The 20,192-nt window shown below is 51.8% G+C and carries 21 protein-coding genes and 1 tRNA gene; 2 read left to right on the top strand and 20 right to left on the bottom strand.

What is annotated here, in order from left to right:
- Position 1: 1 nt before the first annotated feature.
- The 20 genes from ACIKP9_RS09430 to ACIKP9_RS09335 all read right to left on the bottom strand — a co-directional run bounded on the left by ACIKP9_RS09430 (position 2) and on the right by ACIKP9_RS09335 (position 18,203).
- Entirely contained in the window at positions 2–1,051 is a 1,050-nt protein-coding gene (locus tag ACIKP9_RS09430; protein ID WP_400881742.1) for a serine endopeptidase, read from the bottom strand.
- Positions 1,052–1,078: 27 nt separating this feature from the next.
- Positions 1,079–1,324: a sulfurtransferase TusA family protein gene (locus tag ACIKP9_RS09425; RefSeq protein WP_400881740.1), complete on the bottom strand. Its 246-nt coding sequence runs from the start codon at positions 1,322–1,324 to the stop codon at positions 1,079–1,081.
- Positions 1,325–1,326: 2 nt separating this feature from the next.
- Positions 1,327–1,659, bottom strand: a complete 333-nt coding sequence (locus ACIKP9_RS09420; RefSeq protein ID WP_400881738.1) for a rhodanese-like domain-containing protein — start codon at positions 1,657–1,659, stop codon at positions 1,327–1,329.
- Positions 1,660–1,722: 63 nt separating this feature from the next.
- Positions 1,723–2,028 (bottom strand): DUF3240 family protein, encoded by a 306-nt coding sequence (locus ACIKP9_RS09415; RefSeq protein ID WP_400881736.1) that lies wholly within the window; start codon positions 2,026–2,028, stop codon positions 1,723–1,725.
- Position 2,029: 1 nt separating this feature from the next.
- Positions 2,030–5,095: an efflux RND transporter permease subunit gene (locus ACIKP9_RS09410; protein ID WP_400881734.1), complete on the bottom strand. Its 3,066-nt coding sequence runs from the start codon at positions 5,093–5,095 to the stop codon at positions 2,030–2,032.
- Positions 5,096–6,217, bottom strand: coding sequence for an efflux RND transporter periplasmic adaptor subunit (locus ACIKP9_RS09405; RefSeq protein ID WP_400881732.1), 1,122 nt, complete (start codon positions 6,215–6,217; stop codon positions 5,096–5,098). It lies immediately after the preceding gene.
- Complete coding sequence (locus ACIKP9_RS09400; RefSeq protein ID WP_400881730.1) at positions 6,214–7,461, bottom strand: TolC family protein; 1,248 nt, start codon at positions 7,459–7,461, stop codon at positions 6,214–6,216. Before ACIKP9_RS09400 ends, ACIKP9_RS09405 begins: the two co-directional genes overlap by 4 nt.
- A 127-nt stretch (positions 7,462–7,588) precedes the next feature.
- Entirely contained in the window at positions 7,589–7,990 is a 402-nt protein-coding gene (locus ACIKP9_RS09395; RefSeq protein ID WP_400881728.1) for a hypothetical protein, read from the bottom strand.
- Positions 7,991–8,151: 161 nt separating this feature from the next.
- Positions 8,152–8,679, bottom strand: coding sequence for a YgjP-like metallopeptidase domain-containing protein (locus ACIKP9_RS09390; protein ID WP_400881726.1), 528 nt, complete (start codon positions 8,677–8,679; stop codon positions 8,152–8,154).
- An 18-nt stretch (positions 8,680–8,697) separates the two neighbouring features.
- On the bottom strand, positions 8,698–9,135 hold the full coding sequence (locus tag ACIKP9_RS09385; RefSeq protein WP_400881724.1) for an ASCH domain-containing protein: 438 nt from the start codon (positions 9,133–9,135) through the stop codon (positions 8,698–8,700).
- Between the two features lie 413 nt (positions 9,136–9,548).
- Positions 9,549–11,189, bottom strand: a complete 1,641-nt coding sequence (locus tag ACIKP9_RS09380; protein ID WP_400881722.1) for a hypothetical protein — start codon at positions 11,187–11,189, stop codon at positions 9,549–9,551.
- Positions 11,179–11,991 (bottom strand): glycosyltransferase family 2 protein, encoded by an 813-nt coding sequence (locus ACIKP9_RS09375; RefSeq protein ID WP_400881720.1) that lies wholly within the window; start codon positions 11,989–11,991, stop codon positions 11,179–11,181. Before ACIKP9_RS09375 ends, ACIKP9_RS09380 begins: the two co-directional genes overlap by 11 nt.
- A 4-nt stretch (positions 11,992–11,995) precedes the next feature.
- Positions 11,996–12,352, bottom strand: coding sequence for an EamA family transporter (locus ACIKP9_RS09370; RefSeq protein ID WP_400881718.1), 357 nt, complete (start codon positions 12,350–12,352; stop codon positions 11,996–11,998).
- The gene (locus tag ACIKP9_RS09365) at positions 12,349–13,182 is read right to left on the bottom strand and encodes a sugar phosphate isomerase/epimerase family protein (RefSeq protein WP_400881716.1); all 834 of its coding nucleotides are present in this window, start codon (positions 13,180–13,182) and stop codon (positions 12,349–12,351) included. Before ACIKP9_RS09365 ends, ACIKP9_RS09370 begins: the two co-directional genes overlap by 4 nt.
- Complete coding sequence (locus tag ACIKP9_RS09360) at positions 13,179–13,973, bottom strand: NAD-dependent epimerase/dehydratase family protein (RefSeq protein WP_400881714.1); 795 nt, start codon at positions 13,971–13,973, stop codon at positions 13,179–13,181. The genes ACIKP9_RS09365 and ACIKP9_RS09360 overlap by 4 nt, the downstream gene beginning before the upstream one ends.
- Before the next feature lie 13 nt (positions 13,974–13,986).
- Positions 13,987–15,273 carry a hypothetical protein gene (locus tag ACIKP9_RS09355; protein WP_400881712.1) on the bottom strand — a complete coding sequence of 429 codons (1,287 nt, stop codon included), beginning with the start codon at positions 15,271–15,273 and terminating at the stop codon, positions 13,987–13,989.
- A complete protein-coding gene (locus tag ACIKP9_RS09350; protein ID WP_400881710.1) occupies positions 15,254–16,384 on the bottom strand; it encodes an FAD-dependent oxidoreductase in 1,131 nt (376 codons plus the stop codon). Before ACIKP9_RS09350 ends, ACIKP9_RS09355 begins: the two co-directional genes overlap by 20 nt.
- Positions 16,381–17,406, bottom strand: coding sequence for a glycosyltransferase (locus ACIKP9_RS09345; RefSeq protein WP_400881708.1), 1,026 nt, complete (start codon positions 17,404–17,406; stop codon positions 16,381–16,383). Before ACIKP9_RS09345 ends, ACIKP9_RS09350 begins: the two co-directional genes overlap by 4 nt.
- A 182-nt stretch (positions 17,407–17,588) precedes the next feature.
- Entirely contained in the window at positions 17,589–17,822 is a 234-nt protein-coding gene (locus ACIKP9_RS09340) for a hypothetical protein (protein ID WP_400881706.1), read from the bottom strand.
- Positions 17,823–18,127: 305 nt separating this feature from the next.
- A tRNA-Phe gene (locus tag ACIKP9_RS09335) sits at positions 18,128–18,203 on the bottom strand.
- A gap of 167 nt (positions 18,204–18,370) precedes the next feature.
- Between ACIKP9_RS09335 and cobT the strand changes: the two genes are divergently transcribed.
- Together cobT and ACIKP9_RS09325 are read left to right on the top strand one after the other, a co-directional pair.
- Positions 18,371–19,438, top strand: coding sequence for a nicotinate-nucleotide--dimethylbenzimidazole phosphoribosyltransferase (gene cobT, locus ACIKP9_RS09330; RefSeq protein ID WP_400881704.1), 1,068 nt, complete (start codon positions 18,371–18,373; stop codon positions 19,436–19,438).
- Positions 19,435–20,187, top strand: coding sequence for an adenosylcobinamide-GDP ribazoletransferase (locus ACIKP9_RS09325; RefSeq protein WP_400881702.1), 753 nt, complete (start codon positions 19,435–19,437; stop codon positions 20,185–20,187). Before cobT ends, ACIKP9_RS09325 begins: the two co-directional genes overlap by 4 nt.
- Positions 20,188–20,192: the final 5 nt, after the last annotated feature.

Raw genomic sequence — 20,192 nt, 5'->3', positions numbered from 1 at the left:
CTTAATCGGCTGAGGGCTGGGCACCCGATGCGCCGCATTTGTGGCAAAAGCGCGAGAAAGCACTCTTGCGTGCATTGCAAGCCGTGCAATAGTTATGCAGGCCAATGCCGCAATGCGGGCAGAAATCGTTCAGCGTATCTTTAAGGTCGACGTTGCGTTCGCAACCTGGGCAGACATTCTTGGCAAGGCGAGCGAGTGCCGTATCATAGCTGAGCTCCTCGCGACGCTTCGTTTCCGGCTGTTGTTCTGCCAGCTTCTGTTTTTCAAGATAGCTGTTAAGCGCAATGATGGCTTGCCGCCCGATCAACACGGTTAACAGCAGGCCCACACCGTAGCGCACATAGCCGCCATAGCTGGGGAGATAAGGCACCAGTTCGACAAAGAAGGCGAACAGCGCAAACAGGATAAAGCCCCAGACAAAGGGCCAGTAAGTACTTTTTCTGTGCTTCAAGAATAACCAAGCGGCTACTAGCAGCAATGGCAGTGTCAAGGCCAGCCGATAGAGGAAAACGCGGATTTCCTGCGCGTGCATGGCATCTGCGTAGCGCTCATAGGCAGTTTGCTGCAGTTTGTCCAACTGTTGTTGCAAGCGAGATTCTTGCTGTTGGACGTCTAATGATTGCTTTTCTAATTGCTCGACGCTGGATTGTGTTTCGCGTTCCACGGCCTTGAGCTTATCCAACTGCTGAGTCCGGCTGATCAGCTCTGTATCTTGTGCGGCTTGCTCGGTGGCATGGCGTGTGGATAGCCAGTTATTGAAGATATCACGCGCGGCGTTGTAATCGCTGCTGGCCGTATTGCGCCTTAACTGCGCTTGCTGCACCTGCTCATGAATATCCTGGCGTTGTTGTTGGGCGTGATTGAGGTGTTCGCGTAGCGGGTTTGCCTGCGCATGGTCGAGGAAATCCTCAGTGGAGTAGTGGTGCTCAATGCGCGGCAGATCCTGGATGACGCTTTGGCCCAGCCCGATGAGGAAGTTGGCGAAGATCAAGGCAACCAGCCACAAACCACGCCGGAACCACTTTTCGGAAAGTCTCAACCCCTTGCTCATCGTGTTGCTTCCTTTGCGTGGTGAGGGTCAGGCGGCCCGTTTCTTGATATGGAAAATGAATTCTTTTTCAGGGGCATCCGCGTTCTCGGCCATGGCAAGCATTTCATGCCCTGTTTGTTTGCAGAAGGCCTGAAAATCTTTGACCGAGCCGGGGTCGGTAGCGGTGACCTTGAGGATCTCGCCTGCGGCAACATCGGACAGTGCCTTTTTGCAGCGCAGGATGGGCAGCGGGCATCTGAGGCCGCGTGCGTCTAGCTCTTGATGAAATTCCATGATCAATCCATCTTTGGTACAAAAGTGTAGCCAGCATTGGCCCATGCCAGGATGCCGCCACGCAGGTTGTAGACGTTGTCGCGCGCCATGTTGGCAATGAAGGCAGCAGCTTGTGCTGAGCGTATGCCGCTGTGGCAATAGAAAATGAGCGCGGTGTCGTTGTGTTCGCACAGCAAGTTACCCATGCCGGGAATCACTGCCATCGGCATATGCATGGCACCCTCGATGATGCCTCGGGCGACTTCATCATCGTTGCGTACATCAATCAGGATGGTGTTTTGTGATTCAAGCAGCGCGTGTAATTCGCTGGCATCAATATCGGTATGGCTGGCCATGGACGGTGTCGCTGGTGATAAACGGCAACATCATACCATAGCCAGCTGGTGGCTCTTGCCAGGCTAAGTCGCTGGCCAGGGGCTATGGCTGTTGCTGATCGCCAATACGCGGTAGCTGATGACTTCTTTGCCGAATTTTTCCTCCAGGGCTGGCAAAAAGGTGTTCAGTGTGAGTGCCGGGATTTGCAGCATGAACAGCACTTGCAGGCGGAAGCCCGTAACGCGTTCTGTCAGGCTCTCCAGAGAGCGGCCATATTGCTGGACCCGGCTGGTTTCAAAGACTGGCGCCTGCTCTTGTGCCAGCAGCCAATCGATCATGGCGTCTTCCAGTTTTGGGGAAACCAGGATGTGCAGCAGGTGATGTGACATATCAATTCCTTTCCGGCATGCCGAAGCGGCGATAGAGGATGGGCAGCAGCACCAGCGTGAGCAAGGTAGAAGTCACCAACCCGCCAATGACGACGATGGCAAGTGGACGCTGGATTTCAGAACCCGGCCCCGTCGCGAACAGCAAGGGCACCAGCCCGAATGCCGCGATGCTGGCTGTCATGAGGACAGGGCGTAGACGGCGCTTGGCACCTTCGATTACCACTTGCGCGATGCCCATGCCTTGCTCTGCCAATTGGTTGAAATAGCTCATCATCACGACGCCATTAAGTACCGCAATGCCCAGCAAGGCGATGAAGCCGACGGAGGCTGGCACCGATAAATATTCTCCTGAAGCCCATAGGGCAAACACACCGCCTATCATGGCAAATGGAATATTGCAGAGTATCAGCGCAGCTTGGCGTGCCGAGCGGAAGGTGGCGAACAGCAGCAGGAAAATCAGGCCGATAGCCAGTGGCACGACAATCGCCAGCCTTGCAGCAGCACGTTGCTGGTTCTCGAATTGGCCGCCCCATTTCATCAGGTAGCCTTGCGGCAGCTGCACTTGTTGTTGCACCTTGTGCTGGGCTTCCTCAACAAAGCCGACCAGGTCGCGGTCACGCACATTGGCGATGACGACGACCATACGGTTACCTCGTTCGCGGTCTATCTTGACCGGGCCATCGACGCGCTCCAGCTTGGCGACCGTGCTGATGGGCACATTGCTGCCATCTGGCAAGGTGATGCGGAGATTGCCAAACTCTGCTGCCGAGCGTTGCAACTCCTTGCTGCCGCGCAATAGCACTGGCGTGCGTCGTTGGCCTTCCTGCACAATGCCAAGTTGCTTGCCTTCCAGTTGCGCGCGCAGGGTGTCTTCCAGTTGCGTGATGTCTAGCCCAAGCCGTCCGGCTGCCAGGCGGTCTATCGTGATGCGCAGGTACTGCACGCCGCTGTTGATAGGGGTGTAGACATCTTCCGAGCCCTGGATGTTTTGCAAGACATCAACGGTGTGCAGTGCCAGGCGATTCAGTTCATCAATATCGTTGCCGAATATCTTGATCGCCAGGTCGCCACGCACACCGAGAATCATTTCATTCACCCGCATCTCGATGGGTTGAGTAAACGCATAGTGCATCCCGGGAATGTCGTGCATCACCTTGCGCAGCTTGTCTAGCAGCATGTTCTTATCAGGTGAGCGCCATTCGGCGCGTGGTTTCAGCACCAAAAAACTATCCGTCTGGTTGAGGCCCATGGGGTCTAACCCCAGTTCATCCGTGCCGGTACGCGCGATGATCTGCGTGACTTCCGGCACCTGAGAAAGGATGGTTGCCTGTACGACTTGGTCGATGGCCAGGGCGGATTCAAGGTTGATAGAGGGGAGTTTTTCAGTTTGCATGACGATGTCACCCTCATCCATCTCTGGCATGAACGTCTTGCCGATCAAGGTATAGACAAAAGCCGTGATCGCCAGCAATAAAAGGGCAACGGTGAAGACCAGGCGACTATGCTCCAGTGCCCAGTGCAATGCCGGCTGGTAAATCCGCAATGCCTGCCGTACTAGCCAGGGTTCCTCATGGTTGACCTTGCCTAGCAGGAAGGTGGCGAGCACGGGGATGACGGTGAAAGACAACAAGAGTGAGCCAGACAAGGCAAACACAATCGTCAGCGCCACCGGGGAGAACAACTTGCCTTCCAACCCTTGCAAGGTTAGCAGCGGCAGGAATACGGTGACGATGATGATAATGCCGGAGGTCACGGGCACGCTGACCTCCTTCACTGCGCGGAAAATCAGGTGCAGGCGCGGCAGCCGTGATTGTTCGCCATGGGCGAGGTGGGATACGACATTTTCCACCACGACCACCGCGGCATCGACCAGCATGCCAATGGCGATAGAAAGCCCGCCCAGGCTCATCAGGTTGGCAGAAATACCAACATGGCGCATGAGGATAAAGGTGATCAGCACTGCCAGCGGTAAGGAAAGCGCCACGGTGAGGGCCGCGCGCAGGTTGCCCAGAAACAGGATCAGCAACACGACAACCAGCACAATCGCTTCCATCAGTGCCTTGCTGACTGTGCCGATAGCGCGATCTACCAAGGAGCTGCGGTCATAGAAGATATGCAGGCTGACGCCCTTGGGCAATTGCGATTCAATCTCGGCAAGCTTGGCCTTGATGCCCTGTACCACTTCCTTGGCATTGGCGCCACGCAGGCTGAGCACCAGCCCTTGCACGGTCTCGCCTTCGCCATTGCCGCTGACCGCACCATAACGTGTCAATGCGCCAATGCGCACTTCGGCCACATCAGCAATACGAACAGGGTTGCCGTCTTGGTTGCGGATGACAGTGGCTTCCACATCCTGCAACGCCTGGAACCTGCCTTCTGCGCGCACCAGCAATGATTCTTCACCATCATCCAGACGGCCCGCCCCGTCATTACGGTTGTTGAGCTCCAGCGCTTGCTGCAATTGCACCAGGCTAATGCCACGTGCATACATACGAGCCCGGTCTGGGATGATCTCGAAGCTGCGTACGGTACCACCCAAGGCATTAACATCAGCGACGCCTGGCACCGTGCGCAAATGCGGGCGTATCACCCAGTCGAGCAGGCTACGTTTTTCCTGCAACGCTAGATCACCTTCTATGGTGAACATGAACATTTCACCTAGTGGGGTTGTGAGTGGCGCAACGCCACCAGTGGCATCAGGCGGCAATTTATCCCACACGCCGTTGAGGCGCTCTGTCACTTGCTGCCGTGCCCAGTAGATGTCGGTGCCTTCAGCAAAGTCGATGGTGATGTCGGTCAGTGCATACTTTGCTACTGAGCGCAGCATGGTCTGGTGTGGTAGCCCGAGCATTTCGATTTCGATGGGGGCCGTAATGCGGGCTTCGACATCTTCCGGCGGCATGCCGGGCGCCTTGATGATGATCTTGACCTGAGTAGTGGAAACATCAGGAAAAGCATCAATCGGCAATTGCTGGAACGCCTGGATACCCGCACCTATCAATAGGGCAGTCATGACCAGGATCAACAATCGCTGCGTTAATGCCAGCCGTATGAGGAAGGACAACATTTATTGCTCCTCCCCTGAATGGCCAATCCAGGTTGCCTTGAGTGTAGCGATGCCACTGATGGCGATGGGATGATCCAATGCGCTTTGGCTCTTGATCGTGAGCTGTTCACCGTGCTCCGCAATGACGTCTATTTGCTGTGCGACAAAACGCTGCTGGTCCAATTTGCGGAAGACATAGGCTTTGCCCGCATATCTCGCGACTGCATTGCGTGGCAAGCGGTATAGCCTGCCTTGGCCTGCTACAAGCGCTGTGTTTTCCAACGCCAACTGTGCCTCGACAAATTGACCGGGAATCAGGCGTTGCTCAGGGTCGCTGAATGCTGCCCGCACTTGCAGGGTTTGTTGCTGCCTGTTGGTGTTGCGCACAATCGCAATGACCTTGCCAGTCATCCCAGCCGCACCGATGCTGACGCGTGAACCTTCGTGAATGGAAGCCAGTGCGTCTACAGGAACATGGATCAACAGCCACAAGGTCGATAAGTCGGCCACTTTGAACAACGGCGTAGCTGGATCCACGCGCTGACCGGTCTGGATGTTTTGCTCAATCACTTGACCACTAATGGGTGCGGTCAATGTCGTGCCGCTTCCCAGATTGCGCGCGCCCTTGATCTGATTGATGGCAGCCTCGCCTAGCCCGGCAATGCGCAGGCTTTGACGGCCTTGTTGCAAGGCAGTGTCGGCCTCTTCAAACTCGGCTTGCGTGGCGAGATAGCGGCGTTCGGCAATAATGCCATCCTTGAAAAGCTCCGCATCGCGATCCAGGTTTTTCTTGGCAAGACGTTGCCGTGTCTGAGACAGCAGGTAGTCTCGCTGCAAGGCGGTCAGCTCCTGGCTGCTCAGGTGTGCCATGGCTTGTCCGCGTTGTACTTGCTGGCCGGCCGCGACGTACATTTTGTCGATCAAGCCTGCTTGGGGCGCGCTGATGATATATTCTTTGCCTACGGGCAGGATGATTTCACCTGGCAGCTTGAGGCTGTTGATGGTGTTCGCAGGTTCGGCCTGACCAACACGTATCCCCAGCGCTGCTTGTTGCTGTGGTGTGATGTTGATGGTGTCAGCGGCGGCTGCCTGCAGGCTACAGCCCAGGCAGAGCGAGATGAGGGTAAATGCAAGCTGCTTCATGGCAAAACTCCTACTGCCTGGTTGAATTTGGCGATATCCCATTTCATTTGGGTTTGGCGGCTGCGGTATGCGCGCTCAGCCTCGGTGGCGAGTGCCTGGATGCGCATCAGGCTGACGAGATCACTCTCGCCAAGCTGGAAGGCCTTGCGTGCCAAGCGCAGGTTTTCCTGCGCGAGGTCGCGTTGGCGGGTGGCAATCTCCAATTCTTCGTGGGTGACTTCCAGGTTGTGCATGGCTTCATGCAGCATGGTTTGCATGGCTAATCGCAGGCGATCAAGCTCTGCCGACGCACGAGCCAGGTTGCTGTTGGCGGTAGCGAGCATGGGGGCAGCGCGCACTTCTGCATCGAAAGGAATACGCAGGCTCAAGGTCAGTGCACTGTTGAACTGCGTATCAAAGCCGCCACGGATAGTGCGCGTGCCAACATTCACCATCGGGTTTTCGCGTTTCTCGATATTGACCAGATGCAATTCGTCCTCTGCCAAAGCCAGCTTGGTTCTGGCTTCTTTCAACAAAGGATGGTTGTCCTGCAGGGTACGGATACTGGCCAAATCTTCGGTAGGCCGGGCTGGCAAGATATCGAGGCCCGTGAGCTGGGTATAGCGATGCCGCGCATGCTTCACCTCGGCTTCGGCCCGGATAACCGCGGCTTGCGCTTTCAAGGTTTCATCTTCAGCCAGCATGGTGTCGGTACGTGGCAGTTCCCCGGCCTTGAAACGCGCCATGACATCTTTGTGGATAGCTTGCGCGTTCTCGTGCCGATATTGCGCTAGCTTGAAATCGTTTTCGCGCATCGCAACATCCCAGACCGTGTCGCGAACCAGCCCCGCCAATTGCATCATGAAACCCTCGCGGCTGGCGGCTACACCTTCCTGGGCATGGTTTGCCACGGCTTGCCTGGCGGCGCGTTGCCCCGGTAACCAAACCGGCAGGTCCAGGCCAGCTTCCCACTCACGCTCTCCACGGCCACTGCTGAGGCTATCGTTGACATGGCGCACACCCACGGCAGGTGCCATGGGTAACATGCTTTTGGCACGGGTATAGCTTGCTTGCGCCTCGCCATCCAGTGCCTGTAACAGCTTTTGCTGCGGGTTGCGGGCATAGGCTGCTTCCAACACCTGATACATGGACAGTGTGGCGCTACCCTCCAGTACATCGTCATGGTCAATATGGAGGATAGGTAATGCTTCGTTACTGTCTATTTCAAAAGGCGAGGCATGCGCCTGGCAAAATAGACAACTCATGGCGAACACCAGCCATGTCGTTCGAGATGCTTTCAAGGTCAAGGCCCTCTGATCATTGATCCAGCACTGCCATACAAGGCAGCGTAGTGAGCCCGGCGCAAAACAGCGCTAGGCTAGACGTGATGGATCAACGCAGGGGAGGGGCGCGCAGAAGGGAGCGAGAAAAAGTGGGAGCAGGCGCCGGGTGAAAATTATGCTCGCGCCAATAGATGCGGCGGATTGATCCGCTAAAACACAGGGCCAGCAGCAGGAAAGAGGCTAGCAGGAATAATGTCGGCAGATTCAGGCGCTCGGGCTCATGGGCATTGCCTACGCCGATCACCTGCACGTAATCATGCTGGATATGGATGGTTGGTATGACCCAGTGGTTGCCAAACTCGCTAACGACGTCGTGCATGTGAATGCCACTACCCATGCCTGATAATGGTGTCCCGGCAGGGTGTGCATGTATCAATGGCAAAAGCACTTGCAACATGGCAAGCAGCAATACCAGATACATCGAGAATTTCTTGAACCGCCGGGAAAGCATGAAAGTGATTGGGACGCCTATGAAATACGAGCCTAAGATAAAGTGTTTGTGCTTATTTGACAACCAGATGGCAGAGGATCAAGGGTAATGTTGATCTCTTTCCAGCACGTTATCACTGTTGTTTGACAGCCCGATGACATAGATCAACGCCGCATGAAGGGCTACATTGAGGCAGGGATAGATTTTGCAGTCAATGTTGCTTGATGCTCGCGCCAAGTCAGCCATACACGCATATCAAACTCCAGCTGCAAGTAATCAGGCTCCATATGGACGCACAATTGGTAAAAAGCCTTGTTGTGGTCTTTTTCCTTCAGGTGCGCGAGCTCATGTACCACAATCATGCGTAAAAACTCTGCGGGTGCCTCACGAAAAAGCGCGGCAATGCGTATCTCATTCTTGTTCTTTAGCTTGTTGCCTTGTACCCGGGCCACAAAGGTATTCGTCCCCAGCGTGCCTTTGACCGGGTGCTGTTGGTTATCGAACAATATTTTCGCGATGGCTGGTGCATTTTTCAGATAGCGCTGTTTGATGTCAGAGACATATTGATACAGTGACTTATCCGTTTGCACGTCATGCCGTGCAGGGTATTTGTGCGCTATCCACTGACCAAGCCGCCCTTGTTCCAGAATGGTGCAGACCTGTGTAACTAGGGGTGCGGGGTAGCCGTTGAGATAGGGGAGATGTGTCATAGGGAATGGTAGGGTGGTTTAATCGAATAAATTTCTCTGGGGAGCAATCACCTTGGGCGCTTGGTAAGTTCGAGGATCGAAATCAAGATCAAACAGCCCGGGCTTTCCCCTGCATGGGATGAATGTCACAGGGGCTACATTCGCAAAGACCAGCCCATAGTGACCGGGGCCGCTATAGGCGCGCTTTTCAAGCGGGAAGCCGCCGGATTCACCAGGCCTCAACACATCAACTAGTTCGCCCACGCCGACAATACCCCCACGTTCGAGGTCGACCATATCAGGCACATCAACGCCAGCAATCTGCCTGCAGTAATGAATATATTCCTCTAGCCCTGTTTTGCTGGCATGAATCGCAATTGGCCCTCGGTAATAAGGAATCCAGGTTCTGTCATCGACAACAAAATGACCATGGGCCAGCATCCAGGCAATAGGCTGATAAAAGGAGAGGGCTTTCATGGGATTTTTTTAATGCGCTGAAGTGGCTGAATCGGACATTTTACAAGCACTGGCTATTGAAGGTGCCTGAAATGCTGAATTGCACAATGTTTTGCAGGCAATTGCCAGACATGAAAAAGGGCTAGCTCATCACTGAAGCTAACCCTTTAATATTCTTTGGTGGTGGGACACTCCCCCGCCACCGACAGTAGCATGAACCTACGCAAAACAGCCTGCACGTACTGTTGCGAGCTGATGCGAAAGGTTCGACCAAGCTCGCATCCTAACGCAAAACCGGCTTGGTTCAATCATCTTTTGACGCCTCAGACTGGGTACCCGGAAGATACAAGATGAGCAAAAAATTCATGGGAAATTCATCTTTGGACGCACCAGAATGCCCTTCGTTTCATCTCGCAAGCGAGTCAATTTTTAATTTACCGATCGACCTCAAATACTAAAAACTTCTCATTTTCAAATGCTGGCTGCTGAATTGACATCGACCTAACAGCTCCTGGGCTCTCGCGATCCATAACAACCCAATCTGGCCGAGGGCTCATCTTCATAAAGTCAGAGACGTTAAGGCCTGCATAGAATTTCGATGAATTCATTCTGCCAGCTTTTCCAGTTGGCACACCACGGATATTTACGTACCTTACATAGTTTTCCCTCAGGCAGCGGTCTTCAAAGGGAAATCCATTTCCGTGATAAGTGCCGCGCCCAGTAATTAACGGAATCTCGACAGGCAAAAAACCACCCGAAGCAATTTCACTGGCAGGGTCTGTATTGACAACAATCCAATCAAGAAGCTCCTGCTTATTGGAGTCAATAAGATCTTGCGGAGCCTTTAGATGAAGAAATCCTGTCACACCCAACGCGGCAGATAAAAAAATAAAAATTGCTGAATAAATATATCCATATGGCTTGAAGATTTTGCCTGACATGAAATTTAACTTAAATTGACCAGCCGCGGAGAGGTAATGCGAAGGAAGATTATTAATCCTGTTTCGGAACTCAATCAACACAAGAGCAATGCACACAGCGCTCATCCAGTAGCCAAAGGCAGTAAATCTAACGGGAGATATCAGCAGTAAAGTTGTAGATACAGGGTATTTCTCCACAAATAAATACTGGGACACAACAGCCGAAAAGTAAACTGCGAAGAAACAAAACGCAATCAGTGATGCACTTTTCTTCTTCATTAGATATAGCGCAACGCCGGAGCCAAAAAAAATAAGATTAAGCAGAAAGAATGGAACATGCCATGGGAATGATCCCATAGCTACAAATCTGCTTGGTATGTAATGCTCTGGATGCAACCAAGAAAAATACTGAAAATATTCGTCCACAGAAAGTGCACCCGAGTCTGAGAAAATCTTGACAAAAACAAGACCCAGGAAAACGGAGCAGATTAATATGATGGCTCTTGGCTTTTCGCGAGACAATCCGAGCATTATGGTAAAGAAAATTACCCCCCCCAAGGAGTAGGCGGGGTGCACTAAGGCGGAAAGAAAAGCTAAAATCGATCCAAGCACTTTCCATCCAATGCGGCCAGCGCCTAATGCACACACTCCTAAGGATATAAGTGAAATAGAAAAAACAGATGGATGGAAATATGTTCCCCACCCACTCCACCAAGCGACAGTTAGCTGACTTACCCTTCCTGGATTGACTATTGCGATAGCAATAAAAATAAAATAAACAAAGGCACTTACATTATTTCTTCCAGGAGTGCTCGACTGAAGCCCCAAGTACAACGCCACTGGCAGGGCGGCACTGTTAATTAGCATCCACAGATAGAGTGTTTTATACCAGTCCAATCCAAGATGAATAGGCCAGGCAGTCAATAAGCCAAAAATCGCCCGCCCATTACTATCTCCAAAACAAGATGTAAAGAAATCATTTATTATCATCCCAGGCTTCTCCACCGAGGCATAATAAGTGGCCATATCGAGATCTGGCCATCCCCATGGATCAATTTCCCGCCAAACAAAAACAAAAAGACCAGCAATGCCTAAGAGATATCCCGGAAGCAAACCGGCAGAAAATGAATAATTGTTTGAATTTTTAAACATCATACTTGCCTAAACAAACCTTAAGTAGAGTCATTAATACTTCAAGATTCCCATTAAAGGCCGATATCTTTGTCGGAATAGACCCATTCGGATAACGCCTGACACTAGGCAGTTCCAGGCATTTAAATCTGCTTCTTGGTGCCTGCCATGACATGTAAGCAAGCAGCTCATAATTTACAAAAACATCTCTAAAAGGTGCGATCTTCGGACTTACGAGCAATCTTCTGCTATAGCCTCTAAAACCCTGAGTAGTGTCTGTCCATTTGAACCCAGATGCCAGACTTAAACACGGGGCATGGATATAACGGATAGCAAAGTCTCGTGACTTTGGCGTGTTCACAGCCACCCCACCAGGCAGGAAACGCGATGCCTGAACAAAATCAATACCGTTTTCTAGCGCCTCGATAAATCGCGGTATGGCTTCAGGGTCATCCTTGTCGTTCCCATCGATGGTGACAATGCCCTTGTATCCTTGATCGAGCGCAAAAGCATAGGCACATCTAAGTTGGGCGCTCAGCTTTCCCGGGCCTTTTTTAACCACAAGCCCTCTGACTCCCACTTGCTGCAGTGAATCTAGCTCCAAGGAGCCGTCCGTACTGCCACCATCAACAATGATGATGTCTGCAATCGACGAGATCCGCTCCGCCTCCATACGCTTAAGCAGGCTCTTAATACGCTCTCCTTCGTTAATCACGGGGATGACAACGCAGTAAGGATGTTGCTTGCCCAACCACAGCGGTGTCTCCATGGCGGGTACTTGCCACTTTGCCCGCTCTTTCGGAGAAATATCTTGTGTCGTATTCATTTGTTTATGCAACCCGAGCTGTGATAAGTGCCACGCCTGCAATCACGAGCAGGATGCCGGCACCTGTGGTCCAGTGAAAGGGTTCACGGAAGATCAAAACGGAAAAAAGTGCGACTGTTGCTACCGCCCCGGAAGTCAGTACCGGGTGAGCAACATTCAAGGGCAACCTGGCCAGTGCAGCGGCATAGAGCAGAAAAGCCGCACCGTATAGACCTAAGCCGAGCCAGAAGGGCCAGTTGCTCAAGGCTGCCAAAGGCTCTGCAAGAGAGGGGAACCTCCTCGGAGGCATCATGGCCATCTTGACCAGCACACTGGCAGACGCGTTTGCGGCGATACCAAGCACCAAGATCAACCATTTCATCTGGCCACCCCGTTTACAGTCCGGTAGCAATCAACGGCGTAGGTCAGAGCCCGCTCAATCGAGTGGAGGTGTGATTCCGCCTTTGTGGCGACCATCTCAATCGAGACCACGTGGTCTGGTAGGTAGCTGTTCAGAGCCTCGTGCATCAACCGATGATCCGTTCCACCATCGCCCAAGGGCAAAAGATCCGGCTCACTCGCGTGGACGTGCCCGATCAATCTGGCACTGCACTCCAACACGGCTTCTGGAGACTCACCATTGATGGTCAAGGCCCCAGTATCAAACTGCATCCGAATAGCCTCGTGACCAACCGCTGCGACGACATGGGCCGTCTCTTCGCTGGTCGTCATGAAGTTTGCCCCGTATCGGGTGGGGTTTGGTTCGAGGCAGACAAAGACTCCATGATCTTTTGCAGCATCGCCCAGACGTCGAAAAAAGCCCACTGCCTGTTCCAGGGTCTGGACGTCGCTCAAGCCGGAGCGGTCGCGATTCTTGGGTGAGCCAAATACCAAGCGAGTCGCACCAAGACCTGCTCCAATGCGGCACACGGCTCGCAGATGCTTCAGCATCGCTTCCTGACTCTTGCTATCACCAAATACATTTAGCCCTGTCGTGCCAAACAGCAAGGCTTGCATACCCGTGATTTCAATGCCGTGATCGGCCCACCATCGCCTGACGTTCGCGATGTCCTCATCTTTAGCACTGGCAGGGTCAGGAAAGTACTTGCCGGGCGCTACATCAACAGCATCAACACCGAACTTGCCCAGAAGGTCTGCGACGGAAGCATCCTCAGAGATGTCCCAGGCAATGTTTGAAATGGCGAGCCTCACGAAGCCACCCCACTTTCACTCTTCAAGGTAATGGGTTCGGACTGGGCATAGGCTCTAATCGCCAGAATGGTTTCGCGGGCACTGTACTGATACTGTCCAAGAGAACCGAAGATTTGCGCGTGCCGCGTTTGCATGTCGTAACGAGTGGGCGGGTTTTCCAGTGTCTGAGTAAACGGTCTTCCGAAGCCCTGTAGCGAGACATCCGCAACGCTGATCGGTTCGGCAGTCAGGTGAACCAGTGATAGACCAGCCTCAAGCGCCTTCTGAATGTCGAACCATAGGTTCACCATAGGATAGAACTGGAAAACCCCTCGACTCTCAATCGCATGAAGATTGTTGTTATTGAGGAAGTCAAAAATCACGTTCTTGCGCAAACCGGGTCCCACCAAACCCGGCAACCGAACAATCAAGTAATTGGAGAAATTCTGCTCGACAAACTTTTCAAGGAGTCTGCGATGGAGCCCATAGGCATGCAAACCTGACTCTTCAACCGGCGTAGATTCATCAACGCCAATCGGCTCCTTAAATACATCGACTGTGCTGATCAATATGAATGTTTTGCACGTAATCGTACGAAGGTGACCGATCAGAGAATCAATCTTTTTTCGATCATCTACCGGCTCACGATTGGCAATCCACTTCTGCGCAGGCGCACCTGCACACACCACCAAATCGAATTCACGATTCTCAATTTCGTGGATATTTTTCGAGCGATAAAGCGCAGAAAAGTTTTTTTGTTTGAGGAGCGTGCCCCCAACGAAACCAGAATAGCCTATTAGACCGCTTCTCATAATTTAAAAATCTTCACGGATTTAATGATTTGATGTACTGCGGAACAGCTTTAAAAGTAACAACGATAGCATTCACACATACATAAAACAGGGCAGGCACAAAGCCTAGGTACCATAGAACATAATTCATGTGAGTGTGTATATGCGAGTGCCCCTTTGCCATAACATACCAAGATAGGGGTATAAGCGACATGTAGGCAATGAGCGCAAAATCTCTAACAAATGTTTTATGTTTGATTTTTTTCTTAATCCACAACCCTAAGATCGCAATGATTATTAGCACCTTAAACGACTTGCCAGACACCTCTGCAACAAGGGGGGTTCTCCATGAGGTAACGTAGGTCTTGACAACAGCGATCGGGCTTGTACTAAGGGATTCAGCGTAGGCTGCGTCAAAATTCGACGGATCAGAGTACGTTCGACGCTTGACATCTTGCTTGTAAATTGCAACAACCCCTTCGGCAATAGTTTCTCCTCGCATTTTGGCGTGTATGACGAATGCACAAATGAAGCCAAGGACACATAAAACAAAAACGATGAGGGCCGGCTTCATGCATGGCTTTGATTCACCATTAAAAAACGGTCCCAGCATAAAGGGTGAGCACGCGAGCAAAGTTATCGATGTAATGTACTCATACCCACTCAGGCATTTTGCAAAAAAAGATATAAATATCAAAAAATAGAAAAATATCCGAACCTTGGGTGAAGTTACCGCATAAGCCAGCGTTCCAAAAAACAGAGGGAGCAGCCACATAAATGGAGACCAATATAAGTTCCTCGCAAATGAAACAACCCATGGCGAAAGAACCAAGACAAGAGAGAAAATTAGTGCATATCGTGCACCATAAATACGCCGATGCAAATAGTAAAACGCAACAACCAAAAACGCAAAAATGGCAGAGGGAAAATACTGAAGCCTTGAAATCGATTTAAAAGAAAACACTTTTTGCAGAGTCGAATAAAAAACCCCCAACCCTCCAACTTGCGAAACATATGGAGAATAAATCGCATTGAGTGCTTTTTCCTTATTGGAAAAAGCCTCATAAGAATCCATTATGTTATTAGGATACTGAAATTCACCATTCATCCCAATAAAGCCAAGTCCCCAAGCGTTTTTTTCAATACCCAACTCGTCGGCGACGATGCCGCCAACCACAAGAGCTTCCGAGTCTTTTTGAAATGAATCAAAAAAATCTTTATTTACTGTGTTAAATATATTTTTTTGAAACACAAAGAACGCCATCAAGAAGAAAATAAAAGGCAAAAAGCACTTCAACTTGTTAGCCAAAAAATTCTGCATCCAACTTCTCCAATACATCATATATGTTGTCGATCTTTCCGCCCAAAACTGAATAACAGCCGGGCAGCTCCGCATGTTTTTCAAAAAGAATCGGGCGACCATCATCCCCTTCGTTCTTGACCAAAACGGTTTTGACCTCAAAGAGGGAATCGACATACTTTGCTCCAAGTACGGCGGGTAGGTACCGGCCTACATCCCGAACCATACGATCGACGCGAGTGGCTCGATCGTATTCGTCGAGTTTCTTGTACGGGTCAGTTCCCTGCTCATCTTTCCAGCTGAAGTGTGGGGTGTAACGAACGTGCGACAGTGTGTGCAGGCCCCGAGCAGGGAATGGCATCATCGAGAAAAATGGGCCATCCATGACCGTGACCCCAATTTCCTTGAGCACGTCGGGCGCTTGCATGAGCGCCATCTCTGTCACTTCTTGCTTGAGGCCCGTTTGCGTACCAGGAAAGTCGCCGGAAAACTGATTCAGACCGCTGTAGGTACAGTTAAAAACGTATCGACAGGTTATGGACGATGCGCCCCCTGACTTCGGCTGGATGTCTACGGTCAAGCTTTTGTCGGTTTGCGAACGCGAAATCGCTAACGCACGGGTTGAATAATGGACCTCTACCCCCGCATTCCGAAGCTCCTCAACAGCCCACTCAGCAAGTCGCGTTGAGTCGAATGCATACTCCTCGACGAGAAAAACATCCTCAATCAGTCGTGGTTCAAAAAGCCGCTTTAAAACAGACTCAGCAGGCCTGATCTTGGCTCCGATTTCATGACAAAAACGCTCAAACTGCTTGGCAGTTACTTTAGAGTTGCGTTTTGCAATGGCGTAGAGCTTTACAAAATCCTGCTTTACGGCTTGCGGCCAATCTCGTACAAACCGAGGCAAATTGACTCGACTACGAAAGGCGGTCGTAAAGCTTCTTGGGTAGTGGTATCCGTTGTGTACACGTGCCTGATTGTTATACGAGGCACGGAGCAGCAGTTCCGGCTCACGCTCCAGGAGGACCACCCGGCGCAATCCACGGGTCTTGGCAAGGTAGATCGCAATTGCAGAACCGTAGAAGCCACCGCCAATGATGACTGCATCCGCAGTGACGCGTTGCACGGTCATGCAACAACCTGACCTGCATTGCGCGAGTCACTCGTTGCAGACGATGAGACATCTTCAATGTTGAGCTTCTCCCGTCTGGTCATACGTGCGCTCGTAAACTCTTGACCGACGTGATATAGCGGCCCTTCATTACTGAGGCTCGCCATATGCAATATATATTCCCCAAGCACTAGGAGAACCAGCGAAATCAGGAAAAACATGCCCGATTGTTGCAATGACATACTCACCCATCCGGGTGCAACATCAGTCTTAAAAAGGCCAATTGCAACGACATAAATTGAGTAGATTAAATTGGCTGCCGCCCCGAACAAGGACAGAGATGTCACAAGTCGCATTGGTGCTTGCGTCGTCGAAACGAGAAGACGCATCCCTCGATCAATGCTTTCCCGCAATTTCTTGGTGTTTGTCGCAAGCGGTTTGGCGCTGTACTCCATGTTGATGCGCGCAAAGCCACCCGTTGCAGGTAAGTGGCGGTAAGTAACGGCTGGCTGGGGATGCTGCAAAATAAAGTTCACGACGCGCTTACTCAGTAGCCTGTACTGGGGCGCCTCTTTGGCCAGATGTATTCCATTGAACGATTTGTATAGAAAATTAAAGGCTGCATAGGCGGCGCGGTAAGCGAAACTTTGGCGCGGCTTTTGCTGGTTGTTTGCAAAAACAACATCAGCCCCCGTAACTGCTTTATCAAGCATTTCGGGCAGAAAACAGATATCGTCAAGAAGCGGATCAATTACTGCAACAAAATCGCCAAGTGCGTTCTCAAGCCCTACCCATGATGCCGTGTCACCATCAACTTCCTTGGTGAGTGCATATACTTGTAAGTTTGGGTAACCCGATTGTCCTGTTAGGTTTTTTAGTACATTAACGCTTTCATCATCGGATGCGTTGTCCACGATGATCAGCTCGTAATCAGTGACGAGTGTTGAAAGTTTTTCAGATGCACTCTGAATAATGCTCTCTAGCTGCTGGCCTTGATTGCGTACAACATACACAATAGACAGAAATACCGGGAAAAAAGCCATTCTTGTGGTCCCCACAACACGCAACTTTGCGATGTGATTGCATTTATCTACAAAATCTTGTCATTTTAAACCGTGGGGGGGGGTACGTCACCTTTTCTGCATGCCTTCGCCATCATCTTTGCGCATCGCAGCGCCCACGTCATGGAGGGCACCTAGCCAAAGCAGCTTTCAAAATTTACCCGTCAGCTGATGGCAACCTGGGCCTTGGACTGACAACTATTGCAAGTCGCGATGGACAGCTTGGGCTCAACAGACCCACCTTCGCCATCCCAGGTTGTTTGGAAGTGCGTGAAGCTCGCACCGCTTTGCCACCATGAACCGTTCCAGTTGGAGCCTTTGTCGAGGACTTTCTGCGACTCGCTGGCCCCACATTTCGGGCAAGTGAGGGTATATGTCGTTTGATCGATGATTCCCATGGCCTCTCCTGAAGGATGCGTAAATGGTCATCCTACCAATTCAAGAAAACAACCGCTTGATCGATCAACTCGCAAGCCGTTGATTTACATAGGTCGCGAGCGTGACGCCTGCGGACTTCGGGCCGCTTTTCGGCGGAGAGGAAAAGGAGAGAAATGGCCCGGAGAGAGTGCCATGTGGCCACAGATGGGTAGCCAGCCAGACCGGCGAAGTCCGCAAGCCTACTCAGCGTTCCGCGCGTGTTCGCAGGGTCTGGCGGGAGCAGATAAGAAAAACCCCCAACCGAGAGTGGTTGGGGTTTGAATATTGGTGGCCAGGGGCGGAATCGAACCGTCGACACGCGGATTTTCAATCCGCTGCTCTACCAACTGAGCTACCTGGCCTTTACTGCTTGGATTACGTTGGCTCTAGAAGCTCACGCAAGGCCAGCATTATAGCAAACTTCGGCGTTTCGTCCAGCTGCGATCGAAAAATTTCCTGTTTTATTCCTCTAGTTTAAAAAAATGGCCTGGTCGGTTATGCTTCGGGCTTGATTTGAAAAGTAAATTTCATGAGCTTCCCAACGTCGTCCTTGCCAGCATTCGTTATACCTCCCTTGGATCAAAGCCTGGCAGCTGCATTACAAGCCAAGATCGATAACAAAACCAAGCCTATTGGCGCATTGGGCAAGCTGGAGCATGTGGCTTTGCAGCTGGGATTAATCCAGCAGTCTTTGACGCCAGTGCTGCAACGTCCTGCCATGCTGGTATTTGCTGGTGATCATGGGGTGGTTGAGGAAGGGGTTAGCCCGTATCCGCAGGAAGTGACGCGGCAAATGGTGATGAATTTTCTCGCTGGTGGCGCGGGTATTAATGTGTTTACCCAGCAATATGGCATGCGTATCCGCATTGTCGATGCAGGGGTTTGCCACGAATTTTCTGCGCATCCGGAATTGATACGCGCCAAGGTCAGCATGGGCACCAATAATTTCCTCAAGATGGCGGCCATGTCTTCCAGTATGTGTGCTCAAGCCTTGATCAACGGCCATAAGCTTGCCCAGGCAGAAGCCGACGCTGGCACTAACATTATGGGCTTTGGCGAAATGGGGATAGGTAATACTACTTCTGCCTCTGCGCTGGTGGCGGTGTTATGCAATTTGCCGGTGGAGCAATGTGTTGGCCGGGGCACTGGCCTTGATGATGCAGGTGTTGCTCACAAGGCCGATGTCATCAGTCAGGCAATCGCACGGCATCAAGTGGATAGTAGTGACCCTTTGGCCGTATTGGAAACATTTGGCGGCTTCGAGATTGCCATGATGGTGGGTGCCATGCTGGGTGCTGCGGAGCGTCGGGTGGCTTTGTTGATTGATGGCTTTATTGCCACAGCTGCTTTGCTGGTAGCGAGCCGCATTGCGCCTGCCATATTGGAATATTGTATTTTCGCGCATTGTTCTGATGAGGCTGGGCATCAGTTGGTGTTGGAGCAGTTGCAGGCGCAGCCATTGCTGAATCTTGGTTTGCGATTGGGTGAAGGAACAGGGGCCGCGCTGGCTTACCCGCTAGTGCAGGCTGCCGTGAATTTTCTTAACCAGATGGCTTCATTTGAGTCTGCAAATATCAGCCGCCAGGATGCTTCATGAAGCAGCAGTGGCGCTTGTTTCTAATGGCCTTGGGCTTTTTGACGCGCCTTCCCTTGCCTGCCATCAAAGGCTTTGATCCGGCAGAGTTGAATGATGCCGCACGCTACTTTCCATTAGTGGGCATGATAGTGGGCTTGCTTGCCGTGCTGGTGTTGATGGCCAGTTTGCACCTGCACTTGCCTGTGATGGTGGCGATCAGCCTGAGTATGGTGGCTAGTGTGTGGCTGACGGGTGCGTTTCATGAAGATGGTCTGGCAGACAGCATGGATGGTCTCGGTGGCGGCTGGACCAAGGAGCAGGCGCTCACCATCATGAAGGATTCACGCATCGGCAGTTATGGGGCGATCGCCTTGGTGCTGGCCTTGCTGCTCAAATTTGTGAGTCTAAGCTATATCTCCCTGGAGATACTGCCTTGCGTGATGTTGGCAGCGCATGCGGTGAGCCGCCTGGCTGCCGTGTTGGTCATTGCTTCGCAGGAATATGTGCGGGAGGAAGGCAAGGCCAAGCCGCTGGCACACAAGCTGAGTGCCGCCAGTTTAGGCGTGGCATTATTCACCGGCTTTGCGCCATTGGCCTTGTTGCCAGCTGGCTTGTGGCTGGCGTTGGTGCCTGTTGTGCTGGTTTGGCTTTGGTTCAGCCGCAAGCTCAGGCACCGCCTGGGTGGATACACCGGAGATTGCCTGGGTGCCATGCAGCAGCTCACTGAGCTGGCGTTTTATCTGGGTGTATTGCTGTGCGTGGCAAATTAAATGTG

The sequence above is a fragment of the Methylobacillus methanolivorans genome (assembly GCF_044751345.1).
Lineage (GTDB): Bacteria > Pseudomonadota > Gammaproteobacteria > Burkholderiales > Methylophilaceae > Methylobacillus > Methylobacillus methanolivorans.
Note: the sequence above shows the minus strand (reverse complement) of the source record. Positions and strands in the feature narration are given on the sequence as shown.